The sequence below is a fragment of the Wolbachia endosymbiont (group A) of Limnophora tigrina genome (assembly GCF_964263225.1).
Classification (GTDB): Bacteria; Pseudomonadota; Alphaproteobacteria; order Rickettsiales; family Anaplasmataceae; genus Wolbachia.
Window position 1 is genome coordinate 192,336 of record NZ_OZ181654.1, and the last position, 12,583, is coordinate 204,918.

A 12,583-nucleotide genomic window follows, 5' to 3' on the forward strand; every position below is an offset into this window, starting at 1 on the left:
GTACAAAAATTTTCAGCAGAGTTTAGAGAAGAAGTAAAAACCTTAACTTCATCCTAAACGGATAACATTACCAAGCTCAGTGCTTATCACATCACTCAGTACTGTACTTGCTTTATATGAACAGTAGCATCCAATTGTAAGGAAGACAAATGCAGCTACAGCAAGTGAAATACATATTTCTAAATTCGATATTGTTAAACATGCACCAACAGCAAACGCTCCAGATAACACAAAAGAAGCATAGGCATAGTTACTTTGCCTTCTATTATAAATGTTTGCTTCTGAAAGTTTTCTGTTTTTGTTCTTTAAGTCTTGATTTTGAGCTTGAAGTTCTGATCTCTCTTGCCTAAAATTCCTTTCTAACTGTGAAATTTTGTTAGTGTCTCTTTCACTTACAACCCTATTCAGCTCTTTCTCTTTTTCTGTAAGTCGAATTTTTGTTCTTTCAAGCTCATTTCTAAGGTTTTCGAGCTGCTGCAATTCTTGAGCAATCAAATCGTCGTTTATTTCCGGGGCAACATTATGTACATTTGCTGAAGACTGTTCCACAGTTGCAGGGAATTTTCCATTTAGATATTCTCTGACAGGATTAAAACTTTTAAGCAACTCAATAACAATTTGATCATTCATAAAGCAATTATCTTCTACTAATTTTTTTATATCATCCAAATCTTTTCTATTAATAGCATCAGTTAATCGCTCTTTCATAACTTGCTCAATTATTTGCTTCACCCATGGATTTTGCTCTATAGCTGATATTGGCTTTATTTGACTAAAATCTAGCTCCTTATGTTTTAAAAGTTTTCTCAATACTTCTTCGTTACTTTCTGTTATTCCTTGTAAACATGATTTGATAATCAGGCTAAGTGGTGTTTCTATTTCTCCATTTGAATTTCTTTTCCAACAATTAGGGTTGAGTTCTTGATTTAATAGTTCTTTTGCTCGGTCAATATTTCTGTTAGAAAGAGCATTCAATAATTGTTTTCCTGTTTCTGCTTTTTGTATTTCTATGATCAAATGCTCAGCACGATTTTTTTTAGCACATTCCTCAGGATCTTGAAGTCTTTTATTTAGTAGATACATCATTATTCTCGGATGACTTAGTAAGAGTTGTAACACTTTCCTTTGTTGAAAGGACATTGCTAGATGCAAAGCTGTATTGCTATCACCTTTTTTTTGAATATTAACATCTATGCTTCGGTGAAGTAGAAGTAACCTAATCATACTCTGATATTCTTTTTCTTCTTCTGTTTCAGAGCCTGCAGATAAATCATAAATTATAGATATCAAAGGTGTCATGCCTTCTTCATTAAACGCATTAACATCCGCACCTTCTTGCAATGCTTGTTGAAAATGATTCAAAGCTTCTTCAGGTGTTACTCTTTCATCATCAGTGCCTTGAAATTGAATAGCTTTAAATAATTTTTTTGTTGATTGTCCTGAAGTTGTTTGATTTTGAGCTCGTAATCCTGTATCATTAACAACACTTCTTCTAGAACCTACATTACTTCTCGAAAGCATACTAAATTCTCCTCAATCTATAATTTATTGACATAATTATAAAAAAAACAAAGAAAATTGCAAGTAATTTAGTTAAAAATTTTAGAACTAATTATGATTCCAAAAATTTTTCTGCATCAAGTGCAGCCATGCACCCTGTACCTGCTGCAACTACTGCCTGGCGATATACCTTATCTTGAACATCACCAGCAGCAAACACCCCTGCCCTACTGGTTAGAGTTGTTCCAGGTTTCGTAATTATATAACCTTGCTGATCCATTTCAACAAAGCCCTTAAAAATACCTGTATTTGGCGCATGCCCAATTGCAATGAACACTCCATCCACTTTTAATTCCTGAAATTTATTGGTTTTCGTCGATTTAATTGTAATGCCAGTAACTTTTTTAGGATTTTCTTCTCCAAGAATCTGCTCTACGGTATGATTCCATATTACCTTTATCTTATCATTTTTAAAGAGCCTGTCTTGCATTACTTTCTCTGCTCTTAACTTATCACGCCTGTGTATCAATATAACTTCCTTAGCAAATCGAGTTAAAAATATTGCTTCTTCAACAGCAGTATTTCCACCACCAACCACAGCTACAACTTTATTCCGAAAAAATGCACCATCACAAGTTGCGCATGCCGAAACTCCGTAACCTTGAAATTTCTTTTCACTCTCCAGGCCAAGCCACTTCGCTTGCGCACCAGCTGCGATTATAATTGCATTCGAATAGTAGTCACTAGTATCACCACAAGATCTAAATCTATACTCATTAGAATCCTCAAGTTGTTCAACGCTTTTTATTTCGTCATCTATTATCCTTGCCCCCACCTTCTCTGCATGCAACCTCTTTTGTTCCATGAGTTCTGGACCTTGTATAGAAATAAAACCTGGATAGTTTTCAACATCCGTAGTAATTGTAAGCTGACCACCAGGTTGCATTCCTGTTACTACAATTGGCTCTAAATTTGCACGTGCTGCATATATAGCAGCAGCATAACCCGCTACTCCAGATCCAATAATAAGAACTTTTGTACTCAATTTATAATTCTGCACTGTGTGAGTTTAGATAATCAGCCACTCCTTCATCGCTTGCCTGCATTGCTGGCTTACCTTTTTTCCACCCTGCTGGACATACTTCACCATGCTCTTCATTATGTTTTATTGCATCAATAATTCTAATAAACTCATCGATATTACGTCCCAAAGGAAAATCATTTATCGATTGATGACGTACAACAAACTTATCATCAATAACAAAAGTTGCTCTTAGTGCAATTGAGTCATCATATAAGACCCCATAGTCTCTTGATATAGACTTTTTGATATCAGACACTAAATTGTAGCTAACCTCTCCAATACCACCATCATTAACTGGAGTGTTTCGCCATTTATAGTGTGAAAATTTTGAATCTATACTTATTCCTATCACTTCAACATTACGTTTTGAAAAATCTTCTATTTTGTTGCTAAATGATATCAACTCAGTTGGACAGACAAAAGTAAAATCAAGTGGATAGAAAAAAAGGACAGCATACTTATCCTTTATATGTTTACTTAAACAGAAATCATCAACTATTTTTCCACTAGCAAGAACAGCCGAAGCAGTAAAATCGATAGCGGATTTTGTTACAAGATTCATAACTAACCTATTCATTCTTAATATTTATAATTTTATACCTTGATACATTTACATGCAAGTTTTCTTTAGCCCCAATCCTATAAAAACGGTTCTGTCGCATCTATAAACCATAGGAAAGAAGATCATTAAAGGTGGGATTATAGGAGTTATGAAGCCATTAACATAGCAAAATTCTCAAAAGTAGAAACATTATTTTAATAATTTGTCTTTTTTGAATCATACGAATATTTTCTATGCCTGTGATGGTAATCTTTGCGGAATGGAAGCTTTTAAACCCAAGCATTGGCTTTATTAGTTTTTTGATAAATCTATCAACAATATTATTTAGATATTTTATTTGAAGAACTGTAATCTTCAGAAATTTCTGCATTCAAATCATCAAGAGCAGCAGTATTACTGCCGCTTTTATCAATTACAATTTTCTCAGGAAGATAGTTACTCCTGAAGGCTTTACGAAAGAATGCAAGTGCTGCAGACTTGTCTCTACTAACACACAAGAGGAAGTCTACAGTATATAAATAAACCCATTTACCGTTTAATTTAATGTAAGTCTCTCCAACTACTACCAACCTGCTTCTTTCTTTTCCTTACTGCCTCATCTATCAGTGGTGATAACCCACCTTTGTAACGTAGCATTTTGCTCCCCTTATACTCATCATTTCTTCCAAATCTCGATAGCTCAAAGAGAATCAATCGACATTTCATGTATACAGATAACATCCGCTGAAAAGCTAAATCCTTTGAAATATGGCAACAATTTTTGATTGATACGAAACATCTTTGCTTTTTTTTTAGACAATTATATCATTCTTCTTTCTACTTCCCTACAAATGCGACAGAACCTTTTCATGATACTGTTTATAATCCTCAAGACTCTTTGATATTTTGCCTTTTAACTCTTCTTGCGAATCTTTGCTTTTTAACGTTTCTTGCAAATTTTTGTCTTCTAACAACTCGTTAGCTTTAGATTTTTCAATTTTTTGCTTCCATTCATCATACGTATATTTACCACGTTGTGTATCTTGACACTCGCCTCCTACATTAAATAGTTCTTCATTACAGATTGTATCACCCTGATAAAAGTAATCGCTTATATTAATTTTATCGCTAGTTAAAGTTTGTCTAATTGCTGCTTTATTTTCTGCAAGTTCTTCTTTATATTTAGAGATACAGTTTCTCATTTCTTCTTTACAATCTGTAGTCATAAGCTGTTTCCTTTAATAAAATAATTAATACTTTATTACTAATATGAGGTATACTAAGGTAGTGATAAGAAGTCCAGCATCTACAAAGTTTGTTTAAACTATTTTCAAAACGAATAAAATGTAATTTTAGGTAAATAAAATGAATTACGATGTAATCATTTCAGGTAGTGGGCTAATTGGTCTTATTACTGCTATTGGCCTGAGTAATGACTCTGTATCTGTAGCCGTAATTGAGAAAAATAGTTTACCACGTGCAGTTGATGATAATCGAGCATTTGCTATTTCTCAAGGGTCAAAAAAAATACTAGAAAAATTAGGAATTTGGCAGTTCTTAGAAGATGAAGCTGAACCAATACTTGATATATGCATATTAGATGGAGATAGCCCATTTACTGTTCATTATGACCATAAAATGGTTGGTGAAGAGCCAATGGGTTATGTAATCAAGAGCGCTATTATATGGAATGCAATTAATAATAATTTTTTGCATAAACTCAATATATATTCTCCACGTTTCTATAAAACAATCGCTTGTGACGAAGGATACGTGGAAGTTACTCTTGATAATGATCAAAAATTGATATCATCACTATTTATCTGTGCTGAAGGTAAAAACTCTAAGCTGCCAGAGTTGTTTTCTATAACAATAATAAAATTTGATTATAAACAAAATAGCATGGTATTTAATGTAAAACATGAATTACATCACCAAAACTTAGCTGTAGAGAGGTTTTTTCCTGGTGGTCCATTTGCAATTTTGCCAATGAAAGGTGGCTATACTTCTTCAATAGTTTGGACAGAAAAATGCGAAATTTCAAAAATGCTGATGAGCTTATCCGAAGAGGAATTTGTCATAGAACTCAAAAAAAGATTTGGTTCTTATTTGGGAGAAATTGAATTAGAGGGTGAAAGAAGACTTTATCCTTTGAGTTTTTCTTTCGCTAGGAAGCTGCATAAAAGCAGAATTTTGCTGATTGGCGATGCAGCACATTCAATCCACCCGGTTGCAGGTCAAGGACTTAACCTTGGAATGAGAGATGTAGAGAGTGTTATTAGACAAATAACTGCTGCAAAATCCTCTGGCATTGATGTTGGCAGTAATTATCTATTGAAGAAAATTTCACGTGATAGATACTTTGATAATTTTACTATGGCACTTGCAACTGATGGACTAAATAGAATATTTTCCAACAGAATACTTTGTGTTAAAGTTCTGAGCAATCTTGGTTTAATGGTAGTTGAAAATTCAGATTTTCTTAAAAAAAGCTTCGTTCGACATGCTATGGGGTTTATATAAATCATTAGATTTCTTTCATCATAATCAGGTGTCATTAGAGTAGTTGACACTGGAGCCCAAATTCCATAATGTCATGCCAGTGCCCAGACACTGGCATCCAGAAAAATTTATAAGCAAACTTGAGCTTATGCTAAATTTGATGAAATGAAAAACTGAATTCCAGCGTCACGCACTGGAATGACAAGAAAAAGGGTACTGGCATGACATTAAATGATTTTCCTTATTTTAGCATTAAACGCGATGAAGAAAATCATTTATAATCGCTATAGCAACTAGTGTTGAAACCTGACGTACCTTTTGGCTTGACAAACGAGAGTTTTTATCTGATTTGACAACAAGGGCTTCTAGATGACTTTGAAAGTAAATATTACCATGCTTATCTTCGATAGCTTCTATTACCCCGTCATTGGCAAATGCTGCAATTTTATATCCAAGTAGCTCTAGCCTTCTTCTATTCTCTGTAGTATTACTTACTGTACCTGAATGAGCATTCGGAAAATAAGTTGAAAACCAGCCATTTTGATTAGGTAGTAAAAATCTAGCTACCACTTTTTCCAAACGACTACCTGGAACAATTTTTATCTGCTGAAGAGATATATTCTCTTTTTGTGGATAGGATGATGATTTTAAATGATTCTTCTCATCATTAACAACATTTGTTATTTCAATTTCTTTTGCATGCATAATGTCTTGTAAACCACCGCATATGGCAAGCAAATGAATTGTAGGATTGTCATCTACTGTTTTTACAATTGCTTCATTCACAAGCTGGCGGTAAGGGTTAAGAGCTGAATGAAAGTTATCTGAAATAAATATTCTGTTTATCTTTTGCTCTTTGATAAATTTTGCAACTTCAACTTTTATTCGATCTAGTATCAGCTTTTTTGCCAATATTTCATCTTGTTTTGCGAACTCTTCTTGGATTTCTTTTAGATTAATTATTTTGTCGTAGTCAATGAATATAGTTTTAACCCCAAAATTATTGAATATCTCATAGATATTTTGAGATTCATCTGTTTGCAATAAACCAACAATTATATTATAATTTACTGCATTTTCCACTGTCAAAGCAGATAATTCTTTGTTTACTTTTTCACTATAAGCGATATTACTTAATAGTAGAAATGTAATTAATAGTATATTAAATATTCTATTGTAACATTTATACATTATTTCCTAAATAATTATATTAATATTATAATATATTATAGAACATTAAGAAAAAGAATGTGGCCTGAGCAGGAATCGAACCAGCGACACAAGGATTTTCAGTCCTTTGCTCTACCAACTGAGCTATCAGGCCAACTACGTACTTTCATTTTTAGATAAAAAACGTTATCATGTCCATCAAAAGTTTTTGAAGTATAGAAACAAAGAATGAACATTAGTAACAAAATAGGAATTTATCCTGGTACATTTGACCCCATAACTTTTGGGCACCTTGACATAATAAAAAGAGCATGTAAGCTAGTCGATAAGTTGATAATTGGTGTTGCAGAGAATGTTAATAAACATACTAATTTTGACATAAGACTGCGCACAAGCATGGCTAAAAATGAAGTGAAAGGAGCAGGAATTGATGCAGATATTATATCCTTTAATGGGTTGCTAGTGAAGTTTGCCAAAGAGCAAAATGCTTCTGTTATTATTAGAGGACTGAGAGCAGTATCGGATTTTGATTACGAGTTTCAAATGAGTTGGGTAAATTATAAGCTCTTTCCTGAAATCGAAACTATATTTCTTCCTGCATCTGAGGATACTCAATTTATCTCATCAAGTTTTGTAAAGGAAATAGCGAGATTAGGAGGAGATGTTAGCAACTTTGTGTCAAAAAGTGTCCAAAGTGAATTGATTAATCTAAATAGGGTAGAAAATGGAGAATAAGTATTTGTTGTCTTTTTTATTTCCAAACGAGTATGTTAGATGTGTAAAATATTGTAAGCTAAAGGAGAGACATGTTAAAAGTGAGGGATAATAATGTAATAGTTTGCTGCCGTGGTGATGAGAATGATGATGGTTCTGGTCATCCAATAGTATACTTACACAAAGAAGGAGAAATGTATTGTCCTTATTGTAATAAGTCAATGGATGAAATAGTGAGTGCCGAAGAATTTCAATCTGTTGAGGTGAAAGTAATAAGCAAGAAGGAAAGAACCAAAGGTTAATAGTACTTCATTTTTTTAGCTTATGTAAATAGCAATGAGAGGGGCAGTAAAAATGAAACTATCCATACGGTCGAGTACTCCTCCATGGCCTGGTATAATACCTCCACTATCTTTAACATTGTAAACTCTTTTGATGAGTGACTCAGTGAAATCTCCAAGTTGGGCTAGAATAGCAACTATCAAACCAATTATTGGAGAATAAAAAATTGGAAATAAACTCAAAAATATTGAGCCAAAAATTGCACACACTATTCCAGCTAAGACTGCACCAAAAAGTCCTAACCAAGTTTTCCCAGGGCTAATGATTGGACAAATTCTAGTTTTACCAAAATTTTTGCCGAAAAAATAGGCAGCAATATCGATGCTCCAAATAGTTAAGATAAGCCATACTAATGCATATTTTCCCTGTGGTAGATTATATAGGCATATTAGCGAGGCATTTGGTAGTGCGATTAATAGTAATGCGAAAATGTATAAGATTCTATTGCCCTGAGTTAGATTATACCATTCAAAAGAAGATAAAACTGCAATTGAAAAAATTAGTAGATAAAATGATAAATCACTGAAATATGTAGCAAAAGAAAATATGAGTAATATTACTATTGAGGACAATATTCTAACCATAAAGTTATTATCTACCATATTTTTTTTCTCTTTTTGTATAATCTTCTAGTGCTTTGGTCAAATCTTGACAAGAAAAATCGGGCCACAAAGTATCACAAAAATACAATTCAGCATAAGCTGCTTGCCATAATAAAAAATTGCTTAACCTTTTTTCGCCACCAGTGCGAATTAATAAATCCAATTTTGGCAAATCTTTAGTATACAGAAATTTTTCAAATTCCTCTTCCAATACGCAATCAATATTTCCTTTTATGACGTTGTTGATAGCATGTATAATTTCCTGCTTTGCTCCATAACTAACTGCAACAGTGAGTAATAGACCATCGTTCTTATGTGTCACTTCTTCTGCTTTTTTGATTTGATCGAATATTTTACTGGGCAATAGACTTAAATTGCCAATAAAATTTAACTTAATGTTACAATTGTAAATGAATTTCATTTTATCTTCATTAGTTAAAGTGGAGTAAAATAAATTAAATAGGTAGTCTGTTTCGTTTTCAGATCTGAGCCAATTTTCCATGGAAAATGCATACAAAGTTAAGTAAGGTATGGCCAGGACTGTGCAATGCTTAGCAATATCAAATGCAACCTCACTGCCTTTTCTATAGCCATCAATTTTTACCCTTCCTTGATTGTTTGCCCACCTACCATTACCATCCATAATAATTGCTAGATGTTTTGGCAGAGATTCTAGATTCAACATTTGAATTCAACCTGTTCTAATTAGCTTAATGTCTATATCTCTGTATGAAACGTTCACTATATCCACCTAAAACTATATTATTACTGAAAAATCATTGATAGTCTATATTACAAAAATTTTCTCAACCTCGGTGTCAGCTGCCAGTGATTTTACCAAGAAAATATAGTAAAAATAGTCTGATATAGATGGTTTTACGATATAGTGAAATTATTATAAACAAATGAATTTAGTGGTGTTAGGAATACCTGGCTCTTTTATGTGGATTTATATTCTCAATAACCTGCTCTAAAGATAAATTATATAATTTTGACACAGGTTCTTCGCATTCAGTATATCTTTTAAATGTAGGGAGTGGTATAAGTGACTCTATATTTATGTCCAGCTCTTGGGGAACATATTTAATTATATCTTCGTAAATACGTTCCTTGTTGTTCAAGTAATCGATATTAATATCTGTAATTTTACCAGCTTTACGCAGGAGTATAGCAAGCCTCAAAGTCGACTTTACGCTAGGTTTAAAATTTTTAAATATATTGACAAATACCTTATCAGTAACATTATCTGTTATTGCTTTTAGCTCTTTAGTGGTAACAGAATTGATGCCCTTAACAACATCTTGATCTTCTAGTACTTTTATAATATCTTGAGAACTAAACTTATTAAATATGAGTTCTAATTTCTCAGGAGCAATTGAATTGATGCAATCAACAATTTTTTGATCTTTTAGTGTTTTTATAATATTTTCAAAACTAAAATTCCCATTATTAAACATGAGTTCTAATTTCTTAAGAGCAATCGAATCGATGCAATCAACAATTTTCTGATTTTCTAGTAATTCTATTGTATCTACACAGTTAAGCTTATCACTATAAAATATGAGTCGAAATTTTTCAATGTTAAAAGAAATGATATTCTCAACAACCTCCTGATTTTTTAGTAGTATTATAATATCGCTAAGAAGAAACTTATCATTACAAAGTATGAATTGAAGTTTTTCATAATCAATAAAATTGATGTGCTTAACAAGCTCTTGATTTTCTAGCAACCTTATAACCTTGTGACTGCTACTAGCATACTTGCTACTATTAAACTTATCACTATTATGAATGAGTTCAAATTTTTCATAATCAATAAAATAGAGGTATTCAACAACTCTTTGATTTCCTAATAACTCTATAATATTTTCACCACTAAACTTATCACTCTTGAGTATAAGTTGAAGCTTTTTATCATCAAGAGAGTTAATTCGATCAATAGAACTCGAATCTTTTAGTAATTCTGTAACATTTTGCTCACTAAGCTTACCATCACTCTCAACTATCATCCATTGAATAAAACGGATATTCCTAATAGCATTTTGATTTTCTAGTGGTGTTCCCACATCTGCATCGTTGCAAAACTGAACATCATCAACATGTTTTTCATTAATTCCTTTATTTCCTAGTGCTTCTTTAGCGAAGTTATTCGGATCATTTTTTTCATCTTCCTCGTAATCATAATATCCATAATCTTCTTCATTCTCCTCACTATCACTACTTTCGAATTCATTGTTGATATTGCAAACCTTCCCACCTTTTAGTATTTCTAGAATATTGTGCTCCGCAGGTGCATCATTTAGCATGGACCTAAACATTTCATCATCATAATCGTTGATGTGATTAACAATGCTCTCATCTAATAGTAATTCTTCAATACCTTTGTGACTAAACTTATTATGATACTTGCATAAGATTTTAAGCTTACTGTAATCCATTGAATTGATGCCATCAACAACTCTTTGATTTGATAGTAATTCTCTGTTATAAGTCTTACATATCAGTTGAAGTTTTTCATTATATAAGTCTTCTGCATTGCCTGCCTTATCAAAATCCATAATCTTATTTCAATTTACTTAGTATTTTAATTTTGCATGTATTAGGAGGAAATAATCAAGCATTATGATAAAAGGCCTAATGAATTTATTAGTTTATTTATGTTTCTTTTCATGTATAAATTTATAGAAAGTTTTATGTAGAAGTTATTTTATGAGCAAAATTATAGAAATCAGAGCGCCAAAAACTCTTGGTGGTGAATCAGTTACGGAAGGTATAGTAAAAATAAAGAAAAATATCGGCGAAGCAGTAAAAGTAGATGACTTGATCTTTGAAATTGAAACTGATAAAACGGCGCTAGAACTAACTGCAGAAGCTTCAGGACAAATAACTGAATTTTTTGTGAAAGAAGATGATGTAATTAGCCCTGATCAATTACTGGCAAAACTTGCTGTAGGAGAAGTAAAAGAAGAAGTGAAAAAAGAAGATAAAGGCGAAAGCCCTGATAAAAAAGATGCCCCTTCAGCTCGTAAAATTATGGAAGAAAATGCAATTAGTGCAGAAAATGTAAAAGGAACTGGCATGGGAGGCAGAATAACTAAAGCGGATGTGATAGACCATATTAGTAAAGCTGAACAACCTCCGGTAAAACAATATGAATCGCCAAAAAGTGTAGTAAGTGGAGAGAGAAGAGAAGAGCGAGTGAAAATGAGCAAAATAAGGCAAGTAATAGCTGCTCGTTTGAAAGCATCGCAAAATACTGCTGCAATACTGACCACGTTCAATGAAATTGACATGAAAAACGTCATGGATCTGAGGGCAAAGTATAAAGAAACTTTTGAAAAGAAATATGGAATAAAACTGGGTTTCATGTCGTTTTTTATAAAGGCAGCAGTGCAAGCACTAAAAGAAATTCGTGAGATTAACGCTGAGATTTCAGGTGATGAAATTGTATATAAAAATTACTATGACATAGGTGTTGCTGTTGGCACTGACAAAGGTCTTGTTGTACCAGTTATTCGTGATGCTGATCAAATGTCATTTGCTGAAATTGAACTAACTTTAGTTGCTCTTGGCAAAAAAGCACGAGAAGGTAAGCTGCAAGTATCGGAAATGGAAGGTGCAACATTTACTATCTCAAACGGTGGTGTGTATGGTTCACTTCTTTCTACTCCGATAATAAACCCTCCGCAATCTGGAATACTTGGCATGCACTCAATACAAAATAGACCAGTTGCTGTGAGTAGCTCAATTGAAATCAGACCTATGATGTACATTGCCCTCTCTTACGATCACAGAATAGTTGATGGCAAAGGAGCAGTTACTTTCCTTGTGAAAATCAAAAATTACATAGAAGATCCAAATAGATTGGTTTTGGAAATTTAAGCAGGTTAAAAGCGACAAGTAAGTTTTTCTGAAGTTTTCAAGATGGGTGGCTTTGTTGAATGGCAAGGAATGAGGAGGAGTAATGAAAGGAATTTACGAGGCAAATTTGAAAATAGGCATACCTATATCAGTAAAGTTATTAATCAAATAGCATTTTAAAAGCACCTCTTGAGAGCGATTTACCTCAGATTTATTCTTAAAACTAAATCCAAATGTTTTTTTGAGCCTCAGGAAAAAACTCTCGAT

12 protein-coding genes, 1 tRNA gene and 1 pseudogene are annotated in these 12,583 nt (G+C 32.8%); 4 read left to right on the plus strand and 10 right to left on the minus strand.

The annotated features are described in order from the left end of the window. Nucleotides 1–48 precede the first annotated feature (48 nt). The 5 genes and pseudogenes from ACE38P_RS00940 to ACE38P_RS00960 form a co-directional block, all read right to left on the minus strand. On the minus strand, nucleotides 49–1,521 hold the full coding sequence (locus ACE38P_RS00940) for a hypothetical protein (protein ID WP_374699348.1): 1,473 nt from the start codon (nucleotides 1,519–1,521) through the stop codon (nucleotides 49–51). A gap of 91 nt (nucleotides 1,522–1,612) precedes the next feature. Next, entirely contained in the window at nucleotides 1,613–2,560 is a 948-nt protein-coding gene (trxB, locus tag ACE38P_RS00945; protein ID WP_264719923.1) for a thioredoxin-disulfide reductase, read from the minus strand. Beyond that, a complete protein-coding gene (locus ACE38P_RS00950) occupies nucleotides 2,547–3,146 on the minus strand; it encodes a peroxiredoxin (RefSeq protein WP_010401485.1) in 600 nt (199 codons plus the stop codon). Before ACE38P_RS00950 ends, trxB begins: the two co-directional genes overlap by 14 nt. 146 nt (nucleotides 3,147–3,292) lie before the next feature. After that, nucleotides 3,293–3,924: pseudogene (locus ACE38P_RS00955) on the minus strand (IS6 family transposase). 46 nt (nucleotides 3,925–3,970) lie between these two features. Continuing rightward, nucleotides 3,971–4,351 carry a hypothetical protein gene (locus ACE38P_RS00960; RefSeq protein WP_374699349.1) on the minus strand — a complete coding sequence of 127 codons (381 nt, stop codon included), beginning with the start codon at nucleotides 4,349–4,351 and terminating at the stop codon, nucleotides 3,971–3,973. A 139-nt stretch (nucleotides 4,352–4,490) separates the two neighbouring features. Here ACE38P_RS00960 and ubiH point away from each other — a divergent pair, with 139 nt between their 5' ends. Continuing rightward, nucleotides 4,491–5,648 carry a 2-octaprenyl-6-methoxyphenyl hydroxylase gene (ubiH, locus tag ACE38P_RS00965; protein ID WP_374699350.1) on the plus strand — a complete coding sequence of 386 codons (1,158 nt, stop codon included), beginning with the start codon at nucleotides 4,491–4,493 and terminating at the stop codon, nucleotides 5,646–5,648. 231 nt (nucleotides 5,649–5,879) lie between these two features. On the opposite strand, the gene ACE38P_RS00970 is transcribed toward ubiH, so the two are convergent. Then, nucleotides 5,880–6,818 carry a gamma-glutamyl-gamma-aminobutyrate hydrolase family protein gene (locus tag ACE38P_RS00970; protein ID WP_264375532.1) on the minus strand — a complete coding sequence of 313 codons (939 nt, stop codon included), beginning with the start codon at nucleotides 6,816–6,818 and terminating at the stop codon, nucleotides 5,880–5,882. Between the two features lie 60 nt (nucleotides 6,819–6,878). Then, a tRNA-Phe gene (locus ACE38P_RS00975) sits at nucleotides 6,879–6,951 on the minus strand. Between the two features lie 74 nt (nucleotides 6,952–7,025). Between ACE38P_RS00975 and coaD the strand changes: the two genes are divergently transcribed. Together coaD and ACE38P_RS00985 are read left to right on the plus strand one after the other, a co-directional pair. Then, nucleotides 7,026–7,532: a pantetheine-phosphate adenylyltransferase gene (coaD, locus tag ACE38P_RS00980; protein WP_007302835.1), complete on the plus strand. Its 507-nt coding sequence runs from the start codon at nucleotides 7,026–7,028 to the stop codon at nucleotides 7,530–7,532. 71 nt (nucleotides 7,533–7,603) lie between these two features. Beyond that, nucleotides 7,604–7,813: a zinc-finger domain-containing protein gene (locus tag ACE38P_RS00985; protein WP_007302836.1), complete on the plus strand. Its 210-nt coding sequence runs from the start codon at nucleotides 7,604–7,606 to the stop codon at nucleotides 7,811–7,813. 15 nt (nucleotides 7,814–7,828) lie between these two features. Here ACE38P_RS00985 and ACE38P_RS00990 read toward each other — a convergent pair whose 3' ends face one another. The 3 genes from ACE38P_RS00990 to ACE38P_RS01000 all read right to left on the minus strand — a co-directional run bounded on the left by ACE38P_RS00990 (nucleotide 7,829) and on the right by ACE38P_RS01000 (nucleotide 11,013). Then, nucleotides 7,829–8,455, minus strand: coding sequence for a phosphatidate cytidylyltransferase (locus ACE38P_RS00990; protein WP_264375531.1), 627 nt, complete (start codon nucleotides 8,453–8,455; stop codon nucleotides 7,829–7,831). Continuing rightward, the gene (gene uppS, locus ACE38P_RS00995; protein ID WP_063630495.1) at nucleotides 8,445–9,140 is read right to left on the minus strand and encodes a polyprenyl diphosphate synthase; all 696 of its coding nucleotides are present in this window, start codon (nucleotides 9,138–9,140) and stop codon (nucleotides 8,445–8,447) included. Before uppS ends, ACE38P_RS00990 begins: the two co-directional genes overlap by 11 nt. Nucleotides 9,141–9,375: 235 nt before the next feature. Further along, entirely contained in the window at nucleotides 9,376–11,013 is a 1,638-nt protein-coding gene (locus ACE38P_RS01000; protein WP_374699351.1) for a hypothetical protein, read from the minus strand. A gap of 151 nt (nucleotides 11,014–11,164) precedes the next feature. On the opposite strand from ACE38P_RS01000, the gene odhB reads away from it, so the two are divergent. After that, nucleotides 11,165–12,337: a 2-oxoglutarate dehydrogenase complex dihydrolipoyllysine-residue succinyltransferase gene (gene odhB / locus ACE38P_RS01005; RefSeq protein ID WP_374699352.1), complete on the plus strand. Its 1,173-nt coding sequence runs from the start codon at nucleotides 11,165–11,167 to the stop codon at nucleotides 12,335–12,337. Nucleotides 12,338–12,583: the final 246 nt, after the last annotated feature.